At 73.9% G+C, this 24,374-nt stretch carries 27 protein-coding genes; 15 read left to right on the forward strand and 12 right to left on the reverse strand.

Annotated features, from left to right (window positions below; all coding sequences use genetic code 11):
- Nucleotides 1–9 precede the first annotated feature (9 nt).
- Nucleotides 10–1,821, forward strand: coding sequence for an FHA domain-containing protein (locus AC24FB_RS13470; protein ID WP_425715109.1), 1,812 nt, complete (start codon nucleotides 10–12; stop codon nucleotides 1,819–1,821).
- Between the two features lie 13 nt (nucleotides 1,822–1,834).
- Here the strand turns inward: AC24FB_RS13470 and AC24FB_RS13475 are convergent, their stop codons facing one another.
- On the reverse strand, nucleotides 1,835–3,298 hold the full coding sequence (locus AC24FB_RS13475; RefSeq protein WP_425715108.1) for a dihydrolipoyl dehydrogenase family protein: 1,464 nt from the start codon (nucleotides 3,296–3,298) through the stop codon (nucleotides 1,835–1,837).
- Between the two features lie 78 nt (nucleotides 3,299–3,376).
- Between AC24FB_RS13475 and AC24FB_RS13480 the strand changes: the two genes are divergently transcribed.
- Genes AC24FB_RS13480 through AC24FB_RS13500 form a run of 5 tightly spaced genes read left to right on the forward strand, consistent with a single transcriptional unit; the run spans nucleotide 3,377 to nucleotide 7,041 of the window.
- A complete protein-coding gene (locus AC24FB_RS13480; RefSeq protein ID WP_425715246.1) occupies nucleotides 3,377–4,219 on the forward strand; it encodes an ABC transporter ATP-binding protein in 843 nt (280 codons plus the stop codon).
- The gene (locus AC24FB_RS13485) at nucleotides 4,216–4,863 is read left to right on the forward strand and encodes an ABC transporter permease (protein WP_425715107.1); all 648 of its coding nucleotides are present in this window, start codon (nucleotides 4,216–4,218) and stop codon (nucleotides 4,861–4,863) included. Before AC24FB_RS13480 ends, AC24FB_RS13485 begins: the two co-directional genes overlap by 4 nt.
- Complete coding sequence (locus AC24FB_RS13490) at nucleotides 4,860–5,564, forward strand: ABC transporter permease (RefSeq protein ID WP_425715105.1); 705 nt, start codon at nucleotides 4,860–4,862, stop codon at nucleotides 5,562–5,564. The genes AC24FB_RS13485 and AC24FB_RS13490 overlap by 4 nt, the downstream gene beginning before the upstream one ends.
- Nucleotides 5,565–5,566: 2 nt before the next feature.
- Complete coding sequence (locus AC24FB_RS13495) at nucleotides 5,567–6,535, forward strand: ABC transporter substrate-binding protein (protein WP_425715104.1); 969 nt, start codon at nucleotides 5,567–5,569, stop codon at nucleotides 6,533–6,535.
- Entirely contained in the window at nucleotides 6,535–7,041 is a 507-nt protein-coding gene (locus AC24FB_RS13500; RefSeq protein ID WP_425715102.1) for a mycothiol transferase, read from the forward strand. Before AC24FB_RS13495 ends, AC24FB_RS13500 begins: the two co-directional genes overlap by 1 nt.
- 124 nt (nucleotides 7,042–7,165) lie before the next feature.
- Here AC24FB_RS13500 and AC24FB_RS13505 read toward each other — a convergent pair whose 3' ends face one another.
- Nucleotides 7,166–7,978 carry an SGNH/GDSL hydrolase family protein gene (locus tag AC24FB_RS13505; RefSeq protein WP_425715101.1) on the reverse strand — a complete coding sequence of 271 codons (813 nt, stop codon included), beginning with the start codon at nucleotides 7,976–7,978 and terminating at the stop codon, nucleotides 7,166–7,168.
- A gap of 98 nt (nucleotides 7,979–8,076) precedes the next feature.
- Nucleotides 8,077–8,862 (reverse strand): SGNH/GDSL hydrolase family protein, encoded by a 786-nt coding sequence (locus tag AC24FB_RS13510; protein ID WP_425715100.1) that lies wholly within the window; start codon nucleotides 8,860–8,862, stop codon nucleotides 8,077–8,079.
- Nucleotides 8,863–9,035: 173 nt separating this feature from the next.
- Between AC24FB_RS13510 and leuA the strand changes: the two genes are divergently transcribed.
- Nucleotides 9,036–10,817, forward strand: coding sequence for a 2-isopropylmalate synthase (leuA, locus tag AC24FB_RS13515; RefSeq protein WP_425715099.1), 1,782 nt, complete (start codon nucleotides 9,036–9,038; stop codon nucleotides 10,815–10,817).
- A 73-nt stretch (nucleotides 10,818–10,890) separates the two neighbouring features.
- Here the strand turns inward: leuA and vapC are convergent, their stop codons facing one another.
- Together vapC and AC24FB_RS13525 are read right to left on the reverse strand one after the other, a co-directional pair.
- On the reverse strand, nucleotides 10,891–11,286 hold the full coding sequence (vapC, locus tag AC24FB_RS13520) for a type II toxin-antitoxin system VapC family toxin (protein ID WP_425715098.1): 396 nt from the start codon (nucleotides 11,284–11,286) through the stop codon (nucleotides 10,891–10,893).
- Entirely contained in the window at nucleotides 11,283–11,492 is a 210-nt protein-coding gene (locus AC24FB_RS13525) for a type II toxin-antitoxin system VapB family antitoxin (protein ID WP_425715097.1), read from the reverse strand. The genes vapC and AC24FB_RS13525 overlap by 4 nt, the downstream gene beginning before the upstream one ends.
- Nucleotides 11,493–11,580: 88 nt before the next feature.
- Here AC24FB_RS13525 and recO point away from each other — a divergent pair, with 88 nt between their 5' ends.
- The 8 genes from recO to AC24FB_RS13565 all read left to right on the forward strand — a co-directional run bounded on the left by recO (nucleotide 11,581) and on the right by AC24FB_RS13565 (nucleotide 18,924).
- On the forward strand, nucleotides 11,581–12,312 hold the full coding sequence (gene recO / locus AC24FB_RS13530; protein WP_425715096.1) for a DNA repair protein RecO: 732 nt from the start codon (nucleotides 11,581–11,583) through the stop codon (nucleotides 12,310–12,312).
- A complete protein-coding gene (locus AC24FB_RS13535) occupies nucleotides 12,309–13,112 on the forward strand; it encodes an isoprenyl transferase (protein ID WP_425715095.1) in 804 nt (267 codons plus the stop codon). The genes recO and AC24FB_RS13535 overlap by 4 nt, the downstream gene beginning before the upstream one ends.
- A 230-nt stretch (nucleotides 13,113–13,342) precedes the next feature.
- Nucleotides 13,343–14,527: an iron-siderophore ABC transporter substrate-binding protein gene (locus AC24FB_RS13540; protein ID WP_425715094.1), complete on the forward strand. Its 1,185-nt coding sequence runs from the start codon at nucleotides 13,343–13,345 to the stop codon at nucleotides 14,525–14,527.
- Complete coding sequence (locus AC24FB_RS13545) at nucleotides 14,524–15,603, forward strand: FecCD family ABC transporter permease (RefSeq protein ID WP_425715093.1); 1,080 nt, start codon at nucleotides 14,524–14,526, stop codon at nucleotides 15,601–15,603. Before AC24FB_RS13540 ends, AC24FB_RS13545 begins: the two co-directional genes overlap by 4 nt.
- 5 nt (nucleotides 15,604–15,608) lie before the next feature.
- Nucleotides 15,609–16,709 (forward strand): FecCD family ABC transporter permease, encoded by a 1,101-nt coding sequence (locus AC24FB_RS13550; protein ID WP_463653556.1) that lies wholly within the window; start codon nucleotides 15,609–15,611, stop codon nucleotides 16,707–16,709.
- Nucleotides 16,706–17,521: an ABC transporter ATP-binding protein gene (locus tag AC24FB_RS13555; protein WP_425715091.1), complete on the forward strand. Its 816-nt coding sequence runs from the start codon at nucleotides 16,706–16,708 to the stop codon at nucleotides 17,519–17,521. Before AC24FB_RS13550 ends, AC24FB_RS13555 begins: the two co-directional genes overlap by 4 nt.
- On the forward strand, nucleotides 17,518–18,525 hold the full coding sequence (locus AC24FB_RS13560; RefSeq protein ID WP_425715090.1) for a siderophore-interacting protein: 1,008 nt from the start codon (nucleotides 17,518–17,520) through the stop codon (nucleotides 18,523–18,525). The genes AC24FB_RS13555 and AC24FB_RS13560 overlap by 4 nt, the downstream gene beginning before the upstream one ends.
- A 237-nt stretch (nucleotides 18,526–18,762) precedes the next feature.
- The gene (locus AC24FB_RS13565) at nucleotides 18,763–18,924 is read left to right on the forward strand and encodes a hypothetical protein (RefSeq protein ID WP_425715089.1); all 162 of its coding nucleotides are present in this window, start codon (nucleotides 18,763–18,765) and stop codon (nucleotides 18,922–18,924) included.
- Nucleotides 18,925–19,016: 92 nt separating this feature from the next.
- Here the strand turns inward: AC24FB_RS13565 and AC24FB_RS13570 are convergent, their stop codons facing one another.
- The 7 genes from AC24FB_RS13570 to AC24FB_RS13600 form a co-directional block, all read right to left on the reverse strand.
- Complete coding sequence (locus tag AC24FB_RS13570) at nucleotides 19,017–19,601, reverse strand: TIGR03086 family metal-binding protein (RefSeq protein WP_425715088.1); 585 nt, start codon at nucleotides 19,599–19,601, stop codon at nucleotides 19,017–19,019.
- Nucleotides 19,598–20,092: an SRPBCC family protein gene (locus AC24FB_RS13575; RefSeq protein ID WP_425715087.1), complete on the reverse strand. Its 495-nt coding sequence runs from the start codon at nucleotides 20,090–20,092 to the stop codon at nucleotides 19,598–19,600. The genes AC24FB_RS13570 and AC24FB_RS13575 overlap by 4 nt, the downstream gene beginning before the upstream one ends.
- Nucleotides 20,089–20,442, reverse strand: a complete 354-nt coding sequence (locus AC24FB_RS13580; protein WP_463653557.1) for an ArsR/SmtB family transcription factor — start codon at nucleotides 20,440–20,442, stop codon at nucleotides 20,089–20,091. The genes AC24FB_RS13575 and AC24FB_RS13580 overlap by 4 nt, the downstream gene beginning before the upstream one ends.
- A 130-nt stretch (nucleotides 20,443–20,572) precedes the next feature.
- The gene (locus tag AC24FB_RS13585) at nucleotides 20,573–21,259 is read right to left on the reverse strand and encodes a DedA family protein (RefSeq protein WP_425715085.1); all 687 of its coding nucleotides are present in this window, start codon (nucleotides 21,257–21,259) and stop codon (nucleotides 20,573–20,575) included.
- Between the two features lie 179 nt (nucleotides 21,260–21,438).
- Nucleotides 21,439–22,377: a metal ABC transporter permease gene (locus AC24FB_RS13590; RefSeq protein WP_425715084.1), complete on the reverse strand. Its 939-nt coding sequence runs from the start codon at nucleotides 22,375–22,377 to the stop codon at nucleotides 21,439–21,441.
- Nucleotides 22,377–23,195: a metal ABC transporter ATP-binding protein gene (locus tag AC24FB_RS13595; RefSeq protein WP_425715083.1), complete on the reverse strand. Its 819-nt coding sequence runs from the start codon at nucleotides 23,193–23,195 to the stop codon at nucleotides 22,377–22,379. Before AC24FB_RS13595 ends, AC24FB_RS13590 begins: the two co-directional genes overlap by 1 nt.
- Nucleotides 23,188–24,210, reverse strand: a complete 1,023-nt coding sequence (locus AC24FB_RS13600; protein WP_425715082.1) for a metal ABC transporter substrate-binding protein — start codon at nucleotides 24,208–24,210, stop codon at nucleotides 23,188–23,190. The genes AC24FB_RS13595 and AC24FB_RS13600 overlap by 8 nt, the downstream gene beginning before the upstream one ends.
- Nucleotides 24,211–24,374: the final 164 nt, after the last annotated feature.

Here is a 24,374-nt window from a genome sequence, read left to right on the forward strand (position 1 = left end):
ACTTGCCCCATGCCTCGCTCCACGACGGCCGTCCGGCGCGCCGCCCACCCGTCCGCCATCGCGCGTGACTGGGCGACCTTCAGCTCGGTCCTCATGCAGCGTCAGACGGCGCTGCGCGACCTGTACCCCGCCGCCACCTCGGTGCCTCGCGCCCTGGGCGCGCTGCTCGCCCTGGCCCTCGCCGTCGGCGGCAGCCTCGTGCTTCGGCCCGGGATCGCGGGCGAGCCGTGGGGACCGCTCCAGGCGCCGGTCCTGCTCGTCGTCGGGATCGTCCTCGTGCTCGGCGCCGCCGTGCTCGCGATCCTGCTCATGCGGTCCGGGAACCCGGTCATCGCCGGCACGCTCGCCTGGGCGGTGCTCCCCACCGTGGTGACCGAGGACGGGCGCCGACAGCGCCGCGCGGGACAGCTCACCGCCCGCCAGCACGAGGCGGTCCAGGAGGTGGGGCGGCTCCTCGCCCCGGGGCCGGTGCGACTCCGGCAGGTGGGAGCGGCGCTCGCGATCCTGGCGACGGTCGCCGCCACGGCGTTCGCTGTCGGACCGGTCATCGAGCAGACGCGCGCCTACGCGAACGACGCCACGCTCGGCGCCATGGTCGCCGCCCTCATCCGGGCCGTCGCCTGCTGGTGGCTCGCGATCGCCGCCGGCCTCGGTGCCTGGCGCCTGACCGTGGCCCGCAACGGCGGGCTCGGCCCCGGCGGCCTGGGCGCGCGCGTGTGGACGCTGCGCCGCGCGGGCGTCGACGTCACCGACACCTCGGGGGCGCAGCCCGCCGACGACCGCCGCGGCGCCGACTGGTCCGACGACGGTCCCGGTCTGGCCACGCAGGTCGCCGGGGTCGACGCCCACGGCGAGCGGCACCACGGGTACGGGTCCGGTGGACCCGGGGCGTACGGGCAGCACGGTGGGCCGAGCGGCCCCGGTGGGTACGGCGGCGGCGATGGCCCGGGCGGACCCGAGCAGTACGGCTACGGCCCGCATGGTGGCTACGCCGGCGCAGGGCAGGAGGCCCCCGGACATCGGGGCGCCGACGGCGGACCCGGCCAGGGCGGTTATGGCGGCCCTGCGCCGGCGGGGTATGGCTACGGCGGTCCCGGTTCGGACGGATCCGGTGCGGGCGGCTACGGCGGTCCCGGTTCGGACGGATCCGGTGCGGGCGGCTACGGCGGTCCCGGCCAGGGAGGACGCGGTGCGCAGGACGGGCACGACCGGCAGGCCTACGACCAGCACGCGTACGGAGAGCACGCGTACGGCCGGGAGCCGCGCCCCGGGCAGGGCGTCCCGCCCGTCGACCCCCGCGGCGCCACGCCGGAGGGCGCGTTCAGCCCGGACGCCTCCGGCGAGGGCTACGTCCACCAGGGCGACGACCCGGGCGGCGACTCCGCCCCCGTCGCCACGGGCGCGCACGCCGCGTTCGGCGCGCACTCCGCCCCCTCGTGGCGGGAGACGGGGGAGTGGGAAGAGGTGCCGGACGTCCGCGTCGGCGGGTACCTCCTCGACGGCGGGATCACGCTCGTCGGCCGCGACCCGGAGCCACGTGCCGGGGAGCTCGTCGACAACCTCATGGTGGTCCCTGACCCGTCGATGTCGAAGACCCACCTGTCGGTCCGTCTCACCGGTTCCCAGCTCCACGCGATCGACCGGGACTCGACGAACGGCACCTTCTACGTGGCCGAGGACGGCACGGTGACCAAGCTGGACCCGTGGCGCGAGGTCGTCGTGCCGGAGGGCGCCGCGCTGCGCGTGGGGGACTCGCTCCTCGAGTGGGACGACCCCTGGTCGGAGGACGAGGACGACGCCGGACAGACCATCCTGCGCTGACCCGGGCGCGCGGCTACCAGGCCTCGAGGAGGCGCAGCCACACCTCGCTCATCGTCGGGTAGGCGGGCACGGCGTGCCACAGGCGGTCGAGCGGGATCTCGCCGACCACCGCGATCGTCGCGGCGTGCAGCAGCTCGGCGGCGTCGGGCCCGACGAACGTCATCCCGACGATCACCTCCCGCTCCTCGTCGACGACCATCCGGACCTTCCCGGCGTACCCGTCGGCGTGCAGCGCCGAGCCCGCCACTGCGCCGAGGTCCTGGTCGACGACCCGCACCGGGTGGCCGGCCTCCTCGGCCTGGGCTGCCGTGCGGCCGACGCTCGCGACCTGCGGGTCCGTGAACACCACCTGGGTCGTCGCGAGCGCGTCGGCCGTCGCCGCGTGCATGCCCCACGGCTCGGCCTCGACCGGCTCGCCTGCCGCGCGGGCCGCGATCGCCGCACCCGCGGCGCGCGCCTGGTACTTCCCGTGGTGCGTGAGCGGGGCGCGGTGGTTGGCGTCCCCGACGGCGTAGAGCCAGTCCAGCGGCGCGCCGTCGGGGCCCAGCGCACGCAGCGTCTCGTCGACGTCGACCCACCCCTCCGGCAGGCCGACGGCGTCGAGCCCGAGCCCTGGCCGCGGCTCCCGGCCGGTGGCCACGAGGAGCTGCTCGGACCGCACGGTGGAGCCGTCGTCGAGATCGATCTCGACACCCGAGGCGATCCGGCGCACGGCCGACGGTGAGACGCCCGTGCGGACGTCGACGCCGCGCGCGGCCAGCGCCTCGGTGACCGTCTCGCCCGCGAACGGCTCGTAGCCGCCGAGGAGGCCGCCGCGCACGAGCATGGTCACCCGCGCACCGAGGTCGCTGAAGGCTCCCGCCAGCTCGGAGCCGACGGCCCCGCCTCCGATCACCACGAGGGAGTCGGGGATCTCGGTCGCGGACACCGCCTCGCGGTTGGTCCACGGCTCGGCCTCGCGCAGTCCCGGGACGTCGGGCAGGAACGGCCGCGTCCCCGTGGCGAGCGCGACGGCGTGACGGGCCCGCAGCACGCGCTCGCCGCCGCCCTCGAGCTCGACCGTCACCTCGCGCACCCCGCTCAGCCGGCCCCTCCCGCGGACGAGGTCGATGCCGGCCGAGCCGAGCCACTCGACCTGACCGGCGTCGTCCCAGTCGGACGTGAACGAGGTCCGTCGCGCGAGGACGGCCCCGACGTCGAGGTCGCCGGTGACCGCCTGGCGGGCGCCGTCGACGGCCAGCGCGGCGCGGCGTGCGTCGCCGCTGCGCAGGAGCGCCTTGGACGGCATGCACGCCCAGTACGAGCACTCCCCGCCGACGAGCTCGGCCTCGACCACCACCGCCGAGAGCCCGCCCTGGACGGCGTAGTCGGCGACGTTCTCCCCGACCGGTCCGGCCCCCACGACGACGACGTCCCAGGTGTCGGCGTCGTCGTCGGGCGGTGACGGGTGCTGCTCGGACGGGTCGCTGACGGACATGGAGCCCCACTTCGTCGGGCGGTGCTGGCGCTGATGACCCTACGCTCGGGGGATGGCATGCGCACGAGGGGCCGCCGGATGATCGAGCTCCGGTCCGTCACCAAGACCTTCCCGGGCGGCACGCGCGCGGTCGACGATCTCGACCTCGTCATCCGTCCGCACGAGGTGACCGTCCTCGTCGGCTCGTCCGGCTCGGGCAAGACGACGATCCTGCGGATGATCAACCGGATGGTCGAGCCGAGCTCGGGCACCGTGTCGATCGACGGCACCGACGTCGCCACCCGCGAGCCCGTCGCGCTGCGCCGCAGCATCGGCTACGTCATGCAGAGCGCCGGCCTGCTGCCGCACCGCCGGGTGATCGACAACGTCGCCACCGTCCTGCGCCTCACCGGCACGCCGAAGGCCGCCGCCCACGAGAGGGGCCTGGAGCTGATGGACACCGTCGGCCTCGAACGGTCGCTCGCGCGCCGCTACCCCGCCCAGCTCTCCGGCGGGCAGCAGCAGCGCGTCGGCGTCGCCCGGGCGCTGGCGAGCGATCCGAACATCCTGCTGATGGACGAGCCCTTCGGCGCCGTCGACCCCATCGTCCGCACCGAGCTGCAGGACGAGCTGCTCCGCCTCCAGCGCACCCTGTCGAAGACGATCGTGCTCGTCACCCACGACATCGACGAGGCCTTCCGGCTCGGCGACCACGTGGTGCTCCTCGCCGAGGGCGGCCGGATCGTGCAGCAGGGCAGCCCCGCCGAGCTGCTCGCCGCTCCCGCGGACGACTTCGTCGCCTCCTTCATCGGCGCCGACCGGGGTCGCCGTGCGCTCCGGATCGAGGAGGCGGACGGACGCCGGATCGTCGTCGACGCCGACGGGCGCCCCGCGGGCGTGCTCGCCGACGACCCGGGCACCTCCCGAGAGGGCGCCGGATGACCTGGGTCGCGGACAACCTCGACCTCATCGGGGAGCTCACGCTGCGGCACGCCCGGCTGTGCCTCATCCCGATCGTCGCGGGCTTCCTGCTCGCCCTGCCGCCCGGCATCCTCGCGTGGCGCTACCCGGCCGCCCGCGGCGCGGTGCTCACCGTCGTCGGGCTCCTCTACACGATCCCCTCGCTCGCCCTGTTCGTCCTGCTCCCGCCGGTCCTGGGGATCGGGTTCCTCAGCGAGCTCAACGTCGTCGTCGCGATGACCATCTATGCGGTCGCTCTCATGACGCGCACCGTCACCGACGCGCTCGGCGCCGTCGACCCCGACGTCCGCCGCTCCGCCACCGCCCAGGGCTACTCCGGGCCGGGACGCTTCTGGTCGGTCGAGCTGCCGCTGGCCGGACCCGTCCTGCTCTCCGGGCTCCGCGTGGTCGCCATGAGCACGGTGAGCATGGTGACCGTCGGCGTGCTCGTCGGCATCCCGAGCCTCGGCTACCTCTTCATGGACGGGCTGCAGCGCGGCATCGTCGCCGAGATCGTCGCGGGGATCGTCGCCACCGTCGTCGTCGCGCTCGTCATCGACGTCGCGCTCCTCCTGCTGGGCCGCCTCCTCATGCCATGGAGCCGATGGACGGGGGCGCGCGCATGAACCTCTTCCGCGACGCCCTCGCGTGGCTCACCGACCCCGAGCAGTGGACGGGGCCCGGGAACCTGCTCGAGCGCATCGGTGAGCACGCCTGGTACTCGCTCGTCGCGCTGCTGATCTCGGCGCTCGTCGCCGTGCCGCTCGGCTACCTCGTCGGACACACCGGCCGCGGGAAGCAGCTCGTCGTCGGCCTCTCCGGGGCTGGTCGCGCCCTGCCCTCGCTCGGCCTGCTCACGGTCCTCACCCTGCTCGTCGGTGTCGGGGACGCGCTCCTCGCCGCCACGGTGGTGTTCGTCGTCCTCGGCATCCCCTCCGTGCTCGCGGGTGCCTACGCCGGCGTGGAGAACGTCGATCGCGTCGTCGTCGACGCCGCCCGCGCCCAGGGAATGACGCACTGGCAGGTCCTCACGCGGGTCGAGGCACCGCTCGGGCTGCCCCTGCTCGTCGGCGGGCTGCGGAACGCCGCGCTCCAGATCATCGCCACGGCCGTGCTCGCCGCTTACGTCGGCCTCGGCGGCCTGGGCACCTACATCCAGCGCGGCATCTCGCTGCAGCGCTACGACGAGATGCTCGGGGCGGCGCTGGTCATCGTGGTCCTGGCCCTCGTCGTCGACGGCGTGTTCGCGCTGATCGCGAGGCTCGCCGTGCGGGCGAGCGGTGCGCGGGGGAGACTCGGAGACGTCGTCCCTACGGAAGGTCGCTGATCATGCGTCGCCACACCACCACCGCCGCGGTCCTCGCCGCGGCCGCCCTCACGCTCGCGGCCTGCGGGTCGGAGGACCCCTTCGAGGAGGAGACCTCCGCGGACGCGCCCGACGACGCCGGCGAGTCCGGCTCGGAGACCGGTTCCGACGGCCCGGGGGCGGCGGGGGAGACGGTGGTCGTCGGCTCGCAGGCCTACTACTCGAACGAGATCATCGCCGAGATCTACGCGCAGGTCCTCGAGGACGCCGGCTACGGGGTGGAGCGGCAGTTCCAGATCGGCCAGCGCGACGTCTACCTGCAGGCGATGGAGGGTGGCGAGGTCGACGTCCTGCCCGAGTACACGGGCAACCTCCTGCAGTTCTACGCGCCCGACACGGAGGCGCGGGCGAGCGAGGACGTCGCCGCCGAGCTCGAGCGGGCCCTTCCGGAGGGGATGGCGGTTCTCGAGTACTCCGAGGCCCAGGACGCCGACTCCTACAACGTGACGGCCGAGTTCTCCGAGGAGAACGGCATCACGAGCCTCGCGGACCTTGCCGAGTACGACGGCGAGATCACCGTCGGGGGCAACGCCGAGCTCGAGGAGCGCCCGTACGGACCGGCGGGACTCGAGGAGTTCTACGGCGTCGAGGTCGAGTTCCTCGCCATCGGCGACTCCGGCGGCCCCCTGACCAAGGGCGCCATCCTCGACGGCACCATCACGATGGGCGACATCTACACCGCCGACCCGGACCTCGCGTCGGGCGACTTCGTCACGCTCGAGGACCCGGAGAGCATGATCCTCGCCCAGAACGTCGTCCCCCTCGTGCCGGAGGATCTGTCCGGTGAGCTCGGCGAGGTGCTCGACCCCGTCAGCGAGGCGCTCACCACATCCGAGCTCATCGAGCTCAACGCGCGCAGCGTCGAGGAGCAGCTGGACTCCGCGACGATCGCGACCGACTGGCTCGCCGAGAACGACCTGGGAGGGAACTGATGGCCACGACCAACGACATCCTTGTCGATGCGTTCACCCGCATCAACGGCTCCGTCCACCGCGCCGGCTTCTCGCTGACCCGTGAGCAGCTCGACGCCCGCCTCGATCCCGGGGCGAACTCGATCGGCTGGCTCCTGTGGCACCTCACGCGGGTGCAGGACGACCACGTGGCCGGCGCCTTCGGCGTCGACGAGCTGTGGTCGACGGAGGGCTGGGCGCAGCGGTTCGACCTCGACGTCGAGGGCATCGGCTACGGGCACACCGCCGAGGACGTCGACCGGGTGACGGGCTTCGACGCGCGTCTCGTGCTCGACTACCACGACGCCGTCCACGAGCAGACGATCCGGTGCGTCCGCGGGCTCACGGAGGCGGACCTCGACCGGGTGGTCGACGAGAGCTGGGACCCGCCGACGACGATGGGGGTGCGGCTCGTCAGCGTCGTCGACGACTGCCTCAAGCACGTCGGCCAGGCCGCGTTCGTCCGGGGGATCCTCGAGCGCCGCTGACCACGCGGGCGCCCCGGGGCCGGCTCGATGGCCGACGGGCAGGTTAGACGGGCTGGTTCGCCTGGCCGGGTCGCCGGCGTGGTCGACGGGGCGGTTCGCCTGGCCGGTTCGCCGGCGCCGGCGGTCAGACGGCGAGCAGCTCGCGGGCCACGAGTCCGCGCTCGTGCAGCGCCGCCTCGACGCCCGCCCAGATCGCGTCCGCCCACACCTCGTAGCCGGCCGCGTTGGGGTGGAACAGGTCCTCGGCCATGTGCGTGAAGACGATGCCCGGCCACAGCGGCCGGGTGGCCGCGTGCAGCGGCGCCACGTGGAGGTCGTGCGTCTGCGCCACCTCCTCGATCGCCGCGTTGGCGCGGCGCACCCACACCTCGTGCGGGCCGTAGCCGTAGCTCGGGACGTCGGCGACGACGCTGCCGTGCGGCAGGGCGGTCGCGATCGTCTCCATGCGCTCGGCCAGGCCGGGGGCGGTGACCTGCCGCTTCGCGACGTCGTTTGCCCCGATCTCGCAGATGACGAGGTCCGGAGATCGCTCGAGGTCCTCGAGGAGCGGCAGCTGGTCGGCGATGAGATCGGCGGAGGTCGCTCCGGAGACCGAGAGGTTCGTCGTGACGACCGCGCGGTCGAGCGTCTCGGCGAGACGCCGCTCGACGCGGGCGACCCAGGCGTGGCTCGGGTCCGGGACCCCGACACCCTGGGCGGCGGAGTCGCCGACGACGACGAGGTGGAACGCCTCCGGGACCGCGGCGGCCCTGACCTCGTGGGTCCGCTGCGCCCAGTACTCGCGGTGCACCGGCACCTGCCGGCTGACGATGCAGCGTCGGCCGAGGTAGGTGGCGGCGGCCCCCGCGGTGGCCACGGCACCGGCGGCCACGGCGCTCGCGACGACCGCGACAGGACCCCACTGGGGGCGCGCGGAGGACGACGATCGAGAAGGCATGCCCGCCAGGTTAGGGCGCGTCGCGCCGGACCGGCCAGTGGAGAGGGCCCGCGGCGGAAGGATCACAGGGTGGGCGTGGCCCAGGTCGATGGACGCCGTCACGTGGCAGGGGCCGCACCGTGGTCGGATGCGGGGCGCGCCGCCGTCGCCGCGCGGACGGCCGGGGTCGCGCGGACGGCCGCCCAGATGGCGTCCGCCCACACCGCGTACCCCCGGGCGTTCGGATGGAACCAGTCCCCGGCCACGTACCCGAGGATGCGCACCGGCCACAGCGCGGCCGACGCCCCGTGCAGCTCGGCCACCGTGTGGCCGTGCCGCTGGGCCGCGGCGCTCACGAGCGGGTTGAGCCGCCGCACGCGCGGCTCCCACGGCGGGTGCCCGAAGCAGGGCACCTCACCGAGCACGCTCCCGGCCGGCAGGGCGGCGGCGATCTCCTCGATGCGGGCACCGAACCCTGCCGGCTCGTAGTCCCCACGCACCACGTCGTTGGACCCGATGACGCACACGACGAGGTCGGTGTCTGCGCGCAGGCCCTCGAGGAGCGGGAGCTGGTCGGCGATGAGGTCCGCCGTCGTCGCCCCGGAGACCGAGAGGTTCGTCGTCGCGACGGGACGGTCCAGCTCCGTCGCCAGGCGCTCGGCGACCCGCACCACGTAGGCGCGCGCCGGGTCCGGCACACCGACGCCCTGCGCCGCGGAGTCGCCGAGCACGACGAGGTGGAACGCGTCGTCGTCGGGCGGGGTATGTGTCCGGGCGGCCCACCAGTCGCGATGGATCTCGACCTGGCGGCGTGTGCGCCGGGAGCCGAGCGCGAGCGCGGACGCCCCGATCGCCGCCGCCGCGAGAGCGACGACGGCCGCCACCGCGCCGGGGGAGAGTCGCACGCGGACACCGTATCGGCGGACGGATGGTCGACCACCGCGGCGGGCGGAGTATGGTCGTCCCCGTGCGTACCGAGCTCCTGCTCCTTATTTGCCGCGGCGAGGCCCTCTGAGGCCGGCTCCTCGTCGCGGGAGACGTCGTGCTGGCCGCACGTGACCCTCGACCAGGAGACCTGATGAAGACTCGCGGCACCACCAACCTCCAGCGCCCGTCCGGGATGCCGGTGACGAAGTACCGGCCGTTCGCCGAGACGAACCCGGTCCACCTCCCGGACCGCACGTGGCCCGACAAGCGGGTGACCGTCGCCCCCCGGTGGCTCTCGACCGACCTGCGCGACGGTAACCAGGCGCTCATCGAGCCGATGACGCCGGAGCGCAAGCGCACGATGTTCGACCTTCTCGTCCGCCTCGGCTACAAGGAGATCGAGATCGGCTTCCCGGCCGCCTCGCAGGCCGACTTCGACTTCGTCCGCTCGCTGGTCGACGATGACGCCGTGCCCGAGGACGTCACCGTCTCCGTCCTCACGCAGGCGCGCCCCGAGCTCATCCACCGCACGGTCGAGTCGCTCGTCGGGTTCCCGCGCGCGACCGTGCACATGTACAACGCGACGGCGCCCGTGTTCCGCGACGTCGTGTTCCGCGCCGGCCGGGAGGGCACGCGTGACCTCGCCGTCGACGGCACACGCGAGGTGATGGCGCACGCCGAGAAGGTGCTCGGCGACGAGACCGTGTTCGGCTACCAGTACAGCCCCGAGATCTTCGTCGACACCGAGCTCGACTTCGCCCTCGAGGTGACCGAGGCCGTCATGGGGGCGTGGCAGCCCGAGAGCGGGCGCGAGATCATCCTCAACCTGCCGGCCACGGTCGAGCGCGCGACGCCGAACGTCTACGCCGACCAGATCGAGTGGATGAGCCGGCACCTGAGCAACCGAGAGCACGTCGCGCTGTCGGTGCACCCGCACAACGACCGCGGCTCCGGCGTGGCGGCCGCCGAGCTGGCGATGCTCGCCGGCGCCGACCGGGTCGAGGGCTGCCTGTTCGGGCAGGGCGAGCGCACCGGCAACGTCGACCTCGTCACCCTCGCGATGAACCTGTACTCGCAGGGCGTCGACCCGATGATCGACCTCTCCGACATCGACGAGGTGCGCCGCACGGTCGAGCACTGCACCCAGATGGACGTCCACGCCCGCCACCCGTACGGCGGCGACCTCGTCTACACCTCGTTCTCCGGATCGCACCAGGACGCCATCAAGAAGGGCTTCCAGGTCCGCGACGCCAAGGTGGCCGAGGCGGGCGACGACGACGCCGCCGTGGTCTGGGACCTGCCCTACCTGCCCGTCGACCCGAAGGACGTCGGGCGGACGTACGAGGCCGTGGTGCGCGTCAACAGCCAGTCCGGCAAGGGCGGCATCGCCTACCTCCTGCACTCGACGCGCAGCCTCGACCTGCCGCGTCGCCTGCAGATCGAGCTCGCCGGCATCGTGCAGAAGCACACCGACGCCTACGGCGGGGAGATCGACGCCGAGCGGCTGTGGTCGATCTTCGTCGACGAGTACCTGCCCTACACCGTGACCGACGGCCTCGCGCCGTGGGGCCGGTACACGCTGCGCAGCACCTCTCTCACCTCCCACGGGGAGGGCGGCGACGCCGACCTCACCGTGGTGCTCGACGACGGCGGGGAGGAGCTCCTGCTCTCCGGGCGCGGCAACGGACCGATCGACGCGTTCGTCCACGCGCTCGGCAGCATCGGGGTCGAGGCCTCCGTGCTCGACTACGCCGAGCACGCGCTCTCGGCGGGCGGGGACGCGATGGCGGCGGCCTACCTCGAGGTGGAGACCGGCGACCAGGTCGTCTGGGGAGTAGGCGTCGACCCGTCGACGATGACCGCGTCCTTCCAGGCGATCATCTCGGCCGTCAACCGGGCCGCGCGCACGGCAGGGGGTCCGGCCGCGGGCTGACGGGCGGGCCTGCCGCGGGCTGACGGGCGGGCCTGCCGCGGGCTGACGGGCCCGCGCGCCGGGACGCCCGTGCCTACCTCAGGTCGATGACCTCGAGGCCCGTCGCCCGTGCGAGGTGCTCGTAGTCGACGTCCCGGTGCGCGAGTCTCGCTCCGTGTCGGAGGGCGATCGCCGCGATCAGGCAGTCCTGGAGAGCCCGGGGCTTCGTGCCCGCGGCGCGAGCCGCGTGAAACACGTCGACGGCGCCGCGGTAGTCGAGGGTCGGATCCACCCGGCACCAGTGCTGGCTGAGCATGAGCCGCTCCACCTGCTCGGTCCGGCGGCCTGCCCGGGTCCCCGCGAGGAGCTCCATCATCACCGGCTCGGTCGTCGCGAGGTCACTGCCCAGGTGGTCGCGGACGAACTCCGTGGCCGGCGTCGTCGTCCCGCGGAGGAACTCGATCCACACCGATGTGTCGACCAGGATCACGGGCGAACCACGCGGTCGGCCCGCATCTCGTGGAGGTCGCCCTCCCAGCCGGTCCCCTCGAGCGAGAGCATCTCGGAGCGGTTCATCGCCGGCCCGACCAGGCGTCGCAGCGCCAGGTCGACCGCCTCGCGCTTGGTCCGCACGCCGTACCTCTGCATCACCTCGGTGACGAGGTCGTCGTCCAGGTCGATGTTGGTGCGTGCCATACACCAACGATACACCTCGCTTGTGCGACGCGCGGCGCGGCCCGTGGTGGTCCGTCGTCCTGTCGGACCGAGGGGCGACAATGGGGGAGTGAGGCTCTACCGGGACGAGGCGGTGGTCCTGCGCTCCCACGACCTGTCGGAGGCGGACCGCATCGTCACCATGCTCTCGCGCGAGCACGGTCTGGTCCGGGCGGTCGCCAAGGGCGTGCGCCGCACGAGCTCCCGCTTCGGCGCCCGGCTCGAGCCGTTCACCGTCGTCGACGTCCAGCTGCATCGCGGCCGCAACCTCGACACCGTCACGCAGGTGGAGACGATCGCCCCGTACGGCCGTTCCCTCGCCACCGACTACTCGCTGTTCACGTCCGCGACCGTCATGGTCGAGACCGCGAACCAGCTCACCGAGGCCGAGGAGGTGCCTGCGCCCCAGCAGTACATCCTGCTCATCGGGGCACTGCACGCGATGAGCATGCGTCGGCACGCGGCCACGCTCGTGCTCGACTCCTACCTGCTGCGCTCGCTGGCCGTGGCCGGCTGGGCGCCCAGCTGCTACGACTGCGCCCGCTGCGGGGCCGACGGCCCGCACCGCGCCTGGTCCACCCAGATGGGCGGGGCGATGTGCGCGTCGTGCCGGCCGCCCGGGTCGGCCTCGCCGGCGGAGGAGACGATGACCCTGCTCGGCGCCCTGCTCTCCGGCGACTGGCCCGTGGCCGACGCCTCGCACGACCGCCACCGCACCGAGGCCTCGGGGCTGGTCGCCGCCCACCTCCAGTACCACCTCGAGCGCCGCCTGCGCTCCCTGCCCTTCGTGGAGCGCGCATGAGCCGGCCCCCCCGCACCGACCCCGTCCCGCCGCCGCCCCACCCCTCCGGCGAACGCCCGCCGCAGATCCCGCGCGAGCTCGTGCCCGCGCACGTCGCCGTCATCATGGACGGCAACGGCCGGTGGGCCAACGCCCGCGGGCTGCCCCGGACCGAGGGCCACGCGGCGGGGGAGGCCTCGCTCCTCGACGTCGTCGCCGGAGCGATCGACATCGGCGTGACGCACGTCAGCGCGTACGCGTTCTCCACCGAGAACTGGAAGCGCTCGCCCGCCGAGGTCCGCTACCTCATGGGCTTCAACAGGGACGTCATCCGACGACGACGGGACGAGATGCACGCCTGGGGCGTCCGCGTGCGCTGGGCCGGTCGGCGCCCACGGCTGTGGGGCTCCGTCATCCGCGAGCTCGAGACGGCCGAGGAGCTGACTCGGCACAACACGACCGCCACGCTGACGATGTGCGTGAACTACGGGGGGCGCGCCGAGCTCGCCGACGCCGCCGCCGACCTCGCCCGCGACGTCGCCGCCGGCAGGGTCAACCCCGACCGGGTGACCGAGCGGACCCTCGCGCGCTACCTCGACGAGCCGGACATGCCCGACGTCGACGTGCTGTGGCGCACCGGCGGCGAGCAGCGCACGAGCAACTTCCTCCTGTGGCAGTCCGCCTACGCCGAGCTCGTCTTCACCGACGAGGCGTGGCCCGACGTCGACCGGCGCTCCCTGTGGCGGGTGGTCGAGGAGTACGCGCGGCGGGATCGCCGTTGGGGCGGTGCCGTCGACCGGGCGGCCGAGCCGTCGGGCTGACGGAGCCCTCGTCGGGTGTCGTGGGATGGCTCACTCAGGTGAGCCTTCGACCAGGCCGCCCGGCCGTCGGGCTGACGGAGCCCTCGTCGGGTTTCGTGGGATGGCTCACTCAGGTGAGCCTTGCCTATGCATTCGCAGGTCGGTAACTTTTCGACACGCAAACGTAGCGTAATTGGTGGTCACGGCGTCGTGAGACGAGGTGGCCGCCCCCGAACGAGAGCTGGTCCCCCGTGCGTCACCCCCGACTCCATGTCATCGCCGCTGCCTCGGCGGTGGCCCTCACCCTCGCCGCCTGCGGCGGCTCCGACGACTCCGCCGACGAGGGGGACGACGCCGCGGTCGAGGAGACGACGGACGAGCGCTTCGACGACGACGGCGCGGGTGACGAGAGCGCCTCGGAGTCCGGCTCGGAGTCGGGTTCGCAGGGATCGGCGGACGAGTCGTCGTCGGGCGATGCGGGTGACGGGTCCGCGGACGCCGGCGCGGCCGGGATCTCCGGGGCCGAGCTCCCGATCGAGATCGAGCACGCCTTCGGGACCACCGTCATCGAGGAGGTCCCCGAGCGGGTCGCGACCGTCAACTGGGCGAACCACGAGGTCCCGCTCGCCCTCGGTGTCGTGCCCGTCGGCATGGCGTCCGCAGACTTCGGCGACGACGACGGCAACGGCATGCTGCCCTGGGTCGAGGAGGAACTCGAGGCGCTCGGCGGCGAGCAGCCCGTCCTGTTCGACGAGACCGACGGCATCGACTTCGAGGCCGTCGCCGACACCCAGCCCGACGTCATCCTCGCCGCGTACTCCGGCCTCACGCAGGAGGACTACGACACGCTCAGCGAGATCGCGCCCGTCGTCGCCTACCCGGAGACGGCCTGGGGGACCTCCTGGCGGGACACGATCAGCTACAACGCCGCCGGCCTCGGCCTGGTCGAGGAGGGCGAGGAGCTCGTCGCCGAGCTCGAGGGCGAGATCGACGCCACCGTCGAGGCGCACCCCGAGCTCGAGGGCGTGTCGACGATGTTCATGACCCACGTCGACGTCGCCGACCTCAGCACCGTCAACTTCTACACCGCCAACGACACCCGCGCCGCGTTCTTCGAGGACCTCGGCCTCGCCACGCCGGCCGCGGTCGAGGAGGCCTCCGCCAGCGGCGAGTTCTCCGGCTCCGTGAGTGCCGAGCAGGTCGACATGTTCGACGACGTCGAGCTCATCGTCACTTACGGCGACCAGGAGCTCGTCGACACGCTCGAGGCGGACCCCCTCCTCTCCCAGATGCCGGCCGTCGAGTCCGGCGCCATCGTCTTCCTCGACGGGTCCGGCCCGATGGGTACGGCGGCGAACCCCACGCCGCTGTCCATCTCCTGGGTCCTCGAGGACTATGTCGACCTCCTCGCCGAGGCAGCAGCCGGGTCGCAGTGACCCAGGCCCCGGAACGCGAGGAGGTCGGGAGGGCGCCGTCCACGCCCTCCGGACCCGGGCCGGACGTCGCCATCCTCCGACGTCCGGCCCGGGCACGTCTGTTCTGGCTCCTCGTGCTGCTCGCCGCGGTCGCCGCACTGACGATGGCCTCGGTGGCGATCGGCTCGCGCGCGGTCTCCGTCCAGGAGATCCTCGCAGGACTCACGGGCTCCACCGACTCGGTCGGTGAGGCGGTCGTCTACACCCGCGTGCCCCGGACCTTCCTCGCCCTGCTCGTCGGGGCCGCGCTCGGCGTGGCCGGCGCCGCCATGCAGGGCGTCACCCGCAACCCGCTCGCCGACCCAGGGATCCTCGGCGTGACGATGGGCGCCTCGCTCGCGGTCGTCGTCGGGATGGCCTGGTTCGGCCTGTGGACCCGGACCGGCATGATCTGGACCGCGATCCTCGGGGCGGGCCTCGCCGCCGTGTTCGTCTACGTCATCGCCTCGGTCGGCCGCGGGGGTGCCACGCCGCTCACCCTTGCCCTCGCGGGAGCCGCCACCTCGGCCGCGCTCGCCTCCTTCATCACCGCGGTCGCCCTCCCGCGCGGCGACATCGCCGGCAGCATCCGCTCCTGGCAGGTCGGCGGGGTCGGCGGCGCGACCCACGAGGCCACCGGCCAGGTACTGCCGTTCCTCGTCGTCGGGCTCCTCGTCTGCCTGGCCTCCGCGCGCAGCCTCAACTCGCTCGCCCTCGGTGACGACGTGGCCGCCGGCCTCGGCGTGCGCGTCGGGGTCGCTCGGCTCGTCGCGGCCGCCGGGGCGGTCGTCCTGACCGGTGCCGCGACGGCGGTCGCCGGACCGATCGGGTTCGTCGGCCTCGTCGTCCCGCACCTGTGCCGGCTCCTCGTCGGGACCGACCACCGGTGGCTCATGCCCTTCTCCGCGCTCGCCGGCGCGGGGCTGCTCGTCGGAGCCGACGTCCTCGGCCGAGTCGTGGCACGCCCCGGCGAGATCGACGTCGGCATCATCACCGCCGTCGTCGGCGCCCCGGTCTTCATCGCCATCGTCCGCCGCACGAAGGTCCGCGAGCTGTGAGCGCGGTGACCGAGCGAGCGCGGACGACTGCCTCGTCGACACGCCCCGACGACGCCGGACGGACCGTCACGGGGCGCCCCCGCGCGGCGGACGCCCTCGCCCGGGCGCGCCGGCGCCGGACGCGTCGGGGCCTCACGGTGGCGCTCGTCCTGCTCGGCGTCGTCGTCGCGCTGTGGTGCGCCTCCCTCATGGTCGGACGCACGTTCTACCCGCCCGCCGACGTGTGGGCCGTCGTCACGGGCGAGCAGGTCGAGGGGGCGAGCTTCACCGTCGGTCGGCTGCGCCTGCCGCGGGCGACCCTCGCCTTCGTCGCCGGCCTGTGCCTCGGCCTCGGGGGCGTCACCTTCCAGACGATGCTCCGCAACCCGCTCGCGAGCCCGGACATCATCGGGATCAGCGCGGGCGCGAGCGCGGCAGCCGCCTTCGCCATCATCGTGCTCGACCTCGACGGCGGGCAGGTCTCCGCGGTCGCCGTGATCGCCGGGCTCGGTGTCGCGGTACTCATCTACGCGCTGTCCTACCGGGGCGGGGTCGCCGGCACGCGGCTCGTGCTCATCGGCATCGGGATCGCGGCGATGCTGGACTCGGTGACGAGCTACCTGCTCGACGGCGCCGCCCAGTGGGACCTGCAGGAGGCCATGCGCTGGCTCGTCGGCAGCCTCAACGGCACGACGTGGGGGGCCGTCGTCCCCGCCGCGATCGCCCTCGCCGTCCTCGGTCCCGTCCTGCTGTCGCGCGGCCGCGACCTGTCCGCCATGCAGCTCGGCGACGACGCCGCCCGCGCACTCGGCGTCCGGGTCGAGCGCACGCGCCTCACGCTCGTCGTGGCGGCGGTCGGCCTCATCGCGTTCGCGACCGCGGCCGCCGGCCCGATCGCGTTCGTCGCCTTCCTCTCCGGGCCGATCGCCGCGCGCGTGGTGGGCCCCGGGCGGTCCCTGCTCGTCCCCGCGGCGCTCGTGGGCGCCGTCCTCGTGCTCGCCGCCGACCTCGCCGGGCAGTACGCGTTCGGCACCAGGTTCCCCGCCGGCGTCATCACGGGCGTCCTCGGGGCCCCCTACCTCGTCTACCTCATCGCACGCACCGACCGGGCCGGAGGCTCACTGTGACCGACCGAACGCTGACCGCCGAGAACGTGTGGGTCGGGTACCGCGACCGCCGGGTGATCGAGGACCTCAGCCTCGCCGTCCCGCCGGGGCGGATCACGGCGATCGTCGGTGCCAACGCCTGCGGGAAGTCGACGCTGCTCCGCGCGATGTCTCGCCTGCTCGCGCCCGCGAAGGGGCGCGTGGTCCTCGACGGGAAGGACGTCCACCGCATCCACGCCCGCAAGCTGGCCCAGGTCCTCGGCCTGCTCCCGCAGACGCCCCTCGCCCCGGAGGGGATCACCGTCGCGGACCTCGTGGGGCGCGGCCGGCACCCGCACCAGGGCATGCTCGCGCGCTGGAGCGAGGCCGACGACGTCGCCGTCGCGCGCGCCCTCGAGGCCACCGGGACGACTGACCTCGCGGACCGGCCGGTCGACGAGCTCTCCGGCGGGCAGCGGCAGCGCGCCTGGATCGCCATGGTGCTCGCCCAGGAGACGGACGTGCTCCTGCTCGACGAGCCGACGACGTTCCTCGACGTCTCCCACCAGGTCGAGGTCCTCGATCTGCTCACCGACCTCAACATCGAACGCGGCACGACGATCGTCATGGTGCTGCACGACCTCAACCTGGCCGCCCGCTACGCCGACCATCTCGTGGCCGTCGCGGGCGGGACGGTGCACGCCGCGGGGAGGCCGACCGAGGTGCTCACCTCGGCGTGCGTCGAGGCGGTCTTCGGGATCGGCTCGACGATCGTGGCCGACCCGGTGACCGGGAGCCCGCTCATGGTGCCCATCGGCCGGCACCACGCCCGACCCATGGAGGTGGCCTCATGACCCCGACCGCCACGATCACCCCCGCGCGGGCCGGCGCCGTGACCTACCCGCCCTCGCGCGCCTTCCGTACGCGGGTGCGCGCCGTCGAGCCGCTCACGCCGCACCTCACCCGCATCACCCTGACGGGCGACGAGCTCGAGCATGCCGGTCCGTTGTGCCTCGACCAGCGGATCAAGCTGTACCTGCCCCGGGCCGACGGGACCCTGCCCGACGTCGGGCTCTTCGACGAGCCGCGTCCCACGATGGCCGAGTGGTACCGCCGCTGGCGCGAGCTGCCCGACGCCGAGCGCAACCCGATGCGGACCTACACGCTGCGGGCGGTGCGACCCGGGTCGAGCGAGATCGACATCGACTTCGTCCTGCACGGCACCGAGGGTCCGGCGTCCGCGTGGGCGAGCGCGGCGCAGGTCGGCGACGAGCTCGTCGTCATCGGCCCGGACGCGCGCAGCGAGTCGGAGAACGGCGGCATCGCGTGGCATCCGGGCCGGGCGCGCCGTGTACTTCTCGCCGGCGACGAGACGGCTCTCCCGGCGATCTGCGGCGTCGTCGAGACCCTGGACGCGAGCTTCTCCGGGGAGGTGTTCGTCGAGGTGCCGACCGCGGAGGACGTGGTCGAGCTCGCGGCGCCCGACGGCATGACCGTCCACTGGCTCGTGCGCGGCGAGCGCGAGCACGGGGCCGCGCTCGATACCGCCGTCCGCGCGTGGGGCGACGAGCGTTTCCCGGCGGGCGGACCGGTGGCCGACGGCGCGGCGCGCGCGGGCACGGGACCTGCGCCGCAGACCGGCCCGGGCGACGACGCACCCTCCGCCCCGACCCCGGACCCGGAGGGGATCCTCTGGGACGTCCCCGCCGACGTCGAGGGACCCGACTACGCGTGGCTGGCGGGGGAGGCGAGCGTCATCACCGCGCTGCGCCGCTTCCTCGTGCGTGACAAGGGGCTCGACCGCCGCTCGGTGGCGTTCATGGGCTACTGGCGCCGCGGGCGGTCCGAGGGCAGCTGACCGGCGCGGCCGGGCGGTAGGACCGGTGCTGCCGTCCGGCACGGGAAAGGTGCACCCCGCGGGGAAGGTCCCGCCGGAGGACCCCCTGCTGCGGGTGGCCTCCGACGTGGTCGGCACCCGGCGAGGTGGGCTCCATGCCCTCCTGCTCCAGGCCGGGCACGTCATGCGGTCGCCGACCGTCGACCGCCTGGTCGAGCGCTGGCCGCGCTGCTGTCGGCCGGCAACCTGCTGGTGCTCATGGACCACGAGATCCCGTGGTCCGGACGCGTGCACGAGCGCGGTGCGGCGCTCGAGAACGGCGGGTGGGGAGCAGCGGCCTCCGCCGATGTCGGTCCGCTGCTCGACGCCATGGTGGCGGGCAACCTGTTCGGGACCCTCAAGCTCCTCACGATCAGCTGAGCGCCGTACCCGCGAACGAGGCGCCGGGTCTCGTCCCACGCCCCACGTCGGAGGTGTCGGGACGAGACCCGGGGCGGCCCGGGCGATCGACGTCAACGCGCCGGCGGCTCCCAGCCCGGGTCGCGCCCGATGAACCCGACGAGCCGGTCCTGCGCCGAGGCGTCCTCGGGCACCGGCACCGCCGGCCCGTACTGGCCGCTCGAGCGCAGGACGTCCTCCATCGGCGCCATGCCGTCGAGCATCGCCTCGGCCAGCTCGGGATCGAGACCCGGCTCCTGACCGGTCGCTCGCGCGAGGTCCCACGTGTGCATGAAGACGTCGCCCACGTAGAACTGGCTGATCGCCTGCGGGAGCGGGACCTCCCCGACGTTCGGGTTCGACAGGGACAGGTCGGCGGACGCCGGGTCGTCGAGGAGCGCCTGGACGGCGTCCCGCTGGTGGTTCCAGGCGCCCGCGGGGTCGTCGTCCGCCGACGGCCCCGGCGGGAGGTCCGGCCCGCCGGAGCCCGCGAGCATCGCGGGGAACCACGTGGTCAGGTGCCCGACGACGTCGCGGGCCGTCCAGCCCGCCACCGGTGACGGCGCGTCCCACGCCTGCGGTGCGACGCCGTCGACCACCGCGGTGAAGGTGCCGGCGACCTCGCGGTGGAAGTCGGCCGGTGGGGCGTCGGGCCTCATGCCGCGCCCGCCTCGAGGAGGTCGTCGAGCTTCTCGAAGCCCTCGACGACGCCGGTCTCCATGCCGCTCGCGAGCATCGCGTCGCGTGCCTCCATCGTGTCGACGACCGAGTGCAGCGTGAGCCGGGTGCGGCCGTCGCCGAGGTGCTCGAACGTGCCCGTCTCGAGGGACACGCCGTTCGGAAAACCGGTGAACGTGAACGTCTGGACGATCCGCTCGTCGGGCCGGACCTCGTGGAACGAGCCGTAGAAGCGGTACTCCTCGCCGTCGGCCCGGCTGACGTACCGGTACTTTCCGCCGGTCGTGCAGTCCCACTCCTCGATCTCGGTGGGGAGCTCCCTCGGGCCGATCCACCGCGCGAACAGGTCGCGATCGGTGTAGGCGTGGAACACCTTCGACACAGGGTGGTCGAACTCGCGGACGATCGTGATCGTCGGCAGTGCGGGGTCGGCCTGGATGGTGGTCTCGGGGTGCTGGGTGGTCGCGCTCATGGTCTCTGCTCCTTCGGTGAGGTGCTGCTGGCGGTGATGTCGGTGGCGGCGTCGTCGTCCATCGAGTCGAGGACGGCGTCGAGGCGGCGGAACCGGTCCTCGGCCCGTGCCCGGTACAGCTCGATCCACGTCGTCATGCCGGCGAGAACCTCCGCCTCGAGGTGGATCGGTCGGCGCTGGGCGTCCCTGGTGCGGGTGACCACACCGGCGCGCTCGAGCACCGCGATGTGCTTGGCGACCGCCTGCACCGAGAACGGGTAGCCCTCGGCGAGCTCGGTCAGCGTCGCGTCACCCTCGGCGAGCCGGGCGACGATGTCGCGCCTGGTCCGGTCGGCGAGTGCCGCGAACATCTGATCGAGGGAGTCGTCCTGCACGGTGTCATCCTCTGCGTCCCTGTTGTTCAACCTCTCGGTTGACTATGAAGGTAGGGGACGGGCGTGGCGTGGTCAACCCTTTGGTTGAGTACGCAGGGCGAACGTGTCAGGTCGTGGTGCCGCGGTCCGCGGTGGTGACCGCCGCGGAGTCGCCGTCGGCCGGCGTGGCGTCAGCCGTGAGGGCGTCGGCCGGCGTGGCGTCAGCCGGGAGGGCGTCGGCCGGGGTGGTGGCCGCCGTGGAGTCGCCGTCGGCCGGGAGGGTGTCGGCCGGGAGGGTGTCGGCCGGGGTGGCGTCGGCCGAGCGCCGGCGCGCCCGGCGGTGCAGGGCGAACGTCGTGAACCCGACGACGAGGAGCGCGGCGATGACGAGGAGCCCGAGCGGCGATCCGGCGAACGCCGCGATGAGCGCACCCCAGACCGCGAACCCGATCGTCGAGTAGATCGCCGCCCACGCGAGGGCCCCGGGGACCTGGGCGATCGAGTACTTCCACCAGGCGATGCGCAGGATGCCGGCACCGGCCTGGATCATCGACTGGAACCCGACGGTGAGGTAGCCGATCGGCACCATGACCAGGCCCCATCGGCGCAGGGCGTCGACCCCGCGCTGCGGGCCCTCGCCCGAGAGCCAGCCATGCGCCCTCGCCTGCCAGCCTCCTGTCGGGTGGGTGCGGGTGACCGTCAGGTGGGTCGCCCACCGGCCGAGCCAGTAGATCATCTGCCCGCGCGCGGTCGCCCCGAGGTAGAGGACGACGAAGACGACCCAGAAGGGCCATCCGGCGAGGAAGTCGGGCACACCAGCATTGTCACCCCCCGGGGTGGCGGGCGGGCCGCGACGTGAGGAGATCCACCGCGCCGCCCCGGCGCGGGTGCGCGGGCGGTCGGGGCGCGCGGGGCGCCGATCGGCGGAGAGACCGTGGCGTCAGCGAACGGAGGTGATCGGCGCGGTGTCGTGCGTGCGGCGCGACAGCGGCGTCAGCCGGCGGAGCTGGGCGGCGCGGTGACGGTGACGTCGTCGTCGTGCTCGGGGTGGGGGTCGACGGGTGCGGACCGCCGGCGGCGCGACGCCTCGAGGACCGGCCGGACGACTGCCGCCGCGGCGTAGGCCCCGATCGCGATGACGACGATCGTGGCCCCGGGGGACCAGGGGTTGACGTAGGTGACGACGAGGCCGAGGACGGTGACCACGAGGCCGATCGCCATCGCGAGCCGCATCGTTCCCCGGAAGGACCGGGTGAGCTGCTGGGCCGCCGCGACGGGGACGATCATGAGCGCCGACACGAGCAGGACGCCGACGACCCGCATCGACACCGACACCGTCAGCGCCGCCATGACCGAGACGGTCGCGGACAGGAGCCAGGTGGGCAGGCCGGAGGCGCGGGCGAGCTCCTCGTCGTGGCACAGGGCGAAGAGGGCGGGCCGCAGCCCGACCCCGACCCCGATGACGACCACGGCGAGCGCGAGGGCGAGCCACATGTCGAGCGAGCTGACGGTGGCGATCGACCCGAACAGGTAGCCCGTGAGCGTCGAGCTCGAGCCGCCCGAGATCGTGATGATGAGGACGCCACCCGCGATGCCGCCGTAGAAGAGCATGGCGAGCGCGACGTCGCCCGAGGTGCGGCCACGCGCCCGGACGAGCTCGATGAGCAGGGCGCCGACCACGGACGCCACGACGGCTCCCGGCACCGCGAACCGGTCCACCGGCATGACGCCGAGCGCCGAGCCGACGAGCCAGCCGAGCGCGACGCCGGTCAGCGCGACGTGCCCGATGCCGTCCCCGAGCAGGGCGAGCCGCCGCTGGACGAGGTAGGTGCCCATGACCGGGGCCGCGATCCCGACGAGCACCGCCACCAGCAGCGCGCGGCGCATGAGGGGGCTGGCCAGCATCTCCTGGAGCGTGGTGAGCAGGTCCATCAGCGCACCCCCGAGGGGTCGGGGAGCGGGGCGCCGACGTCGAGGACGCCGGGCCGTGCGTCGTCGGTGTCGCCGTGCGCGTGGTCGTGGTGATGGTCGGGATGGTCGTGGCCGGCCGCGGGCGCGGGCGGCGCCCCGTCGTGGACGACCCGGCCGTGGCGCAGCACGACGGCGCGGTCGAGGAGGGGGCCGAGCGGCCCGGGCTCGTGGAGGACGACGACGACGGCGCCGCCGCCCGCGGTGAACTCGGCGAGCAGGTCGGTGGTCGCCCGCTGCGACGCGGTGTCCATCGCTGACAGGGGCTCGTCGAGGACGAGCAGGTCGGGGTCGCGCACGAGGGCGCGGGCGAGGAGGATGCGCTGCTGCTGGCCCCCGGACAGGATGTGCACGGGGTCGGCCGCACGGTCCGCGAGGCCGACCCGGTCGAGCGCCGTGCGGGCCCGGTCCGCCACGCCGCGGCGGGGCCGCCAGCGCCAGCCCGCGAGGTCGCCCGCGGCGACCACCTCGAGCGCCGTGGCCGGGACGCCCGCCGCCGCGGACGACCGCTGCGGCATGTAGCCGAGCCGACGCCAGGGGACGAGTCGGCGCGGCCCGGCGAGGTCCGCGCCGTGCAGCCGCACGATGCCCGAGGTCGGCGGCCGCACGCCGACGACGGCGCGCACGAGCGTGGACTTGCCCGACCCGTTGGGCCCCATGAGGGCGACCCGTTCGCCGGGCCGGACGGTGAGGGAGACGCCGCGCAGGATCGGTTGGCCGTCGATGCTCACCCGGACGTCGTCGACCTCGAGGGGGCTGGGGGCGGGGGCGGGGTCAGCCACAGCGCTGCCCGGTGGCGAGGGCGTCGATGTTCGCCTGCATGGCGTCACGGTAGTCACCCTCGGCGGGGGCGATCTCGAGCGGGTCGAGCACCGCGACCTCGGTCGAGGTCTGCTCGGCGACCGCGCGGACCGCGTCGTCGGGCGCGTTCGCGTCGCGGTAGAGCGTGCTCACGCCGGTGTCCTCGACGAGCGCCGTCAGCTCGGCGATGCGCGCCGGGCTCACCTCGGTGCCGCCGTCGAGCCCCGCGAGCCCGGTCTCCTCGAAGCCGTGCGGTGCGAGCAGGTAGCCGTACGCCTCGTGCCCGACGACGACGGTCGACACCTCGCAGCCGGCGAGCTCCGACCCGATCCGACCGCCCAGGTCCTCGAGGTCGGTCACGACCGTCTCGAGGTTGGCGGCGTAGGTCTCCGCGCCGTCCGGGTCGATCTCGCTGAGGGACGCCGTGATCTCCTCGGCCAGGGCGATCATCCGCTCGGGGTCGAGCCACACGTGCGGGTCGAGCGCGCCGTGGTCGTGGCCGGCGTGCGCGTCCTCGCCACCCGTCTCGGGGGCCGCGTCCTCGTGCGTGTCGTCGTCGTGCTCGTGGTCGTCCGAGGCGGAGTCCTCGTCGTCGTGCTCGTGGTCCTCGTCGGCGCCGGCGCCCTCGGCGAGGAGCTCCTCGGGGGCGAGCGGCCGGGTGGGGGTCGAGGCGTCGAGGACGGACGTGCCGCCGAGCTGCGCCACGGCGTCGTCCATCGCGGACTGGTACTCCGGCAGGTGGACGACGAGGTCCGACTGCTCGAGGTCGACGACCTGGGCGGGGGCGAGCTCGAGCGAGTGGGCGTCGGCTCCGGGCGGCGTCACGTTGGTCACCGCGACCCGGTCGCCGCCGAGCTCCTCGGTCAGCCACTCGAACGCATAGACGGCGGTGCCGACGGTGACCTCGGCGTCCGGGTCGTCCCCGGAACCCGAGCCGCAGCCGGCGAGCAGGAGTGCGGCGGCAGGCGCAGCGAGCGCGAGGGGGCGGCGGGGCATGAAAGTCATTCTCAAGAGGTGTGAGAACGGTTGTCAACACGAGGGAGTCGTCGGCGGTATGACGTGCGACGCACCCGCCCGTCGCGGGCACGACCCGGGTCGGGCACCGTCCGCCGGCCACGAGCCACGGGCCACGGGTCACGGCGACCCGGGTGGTGCGCGTG

It is taken from the genome of Georgenia sp. Z1344 (assembly GCF_057652375.1).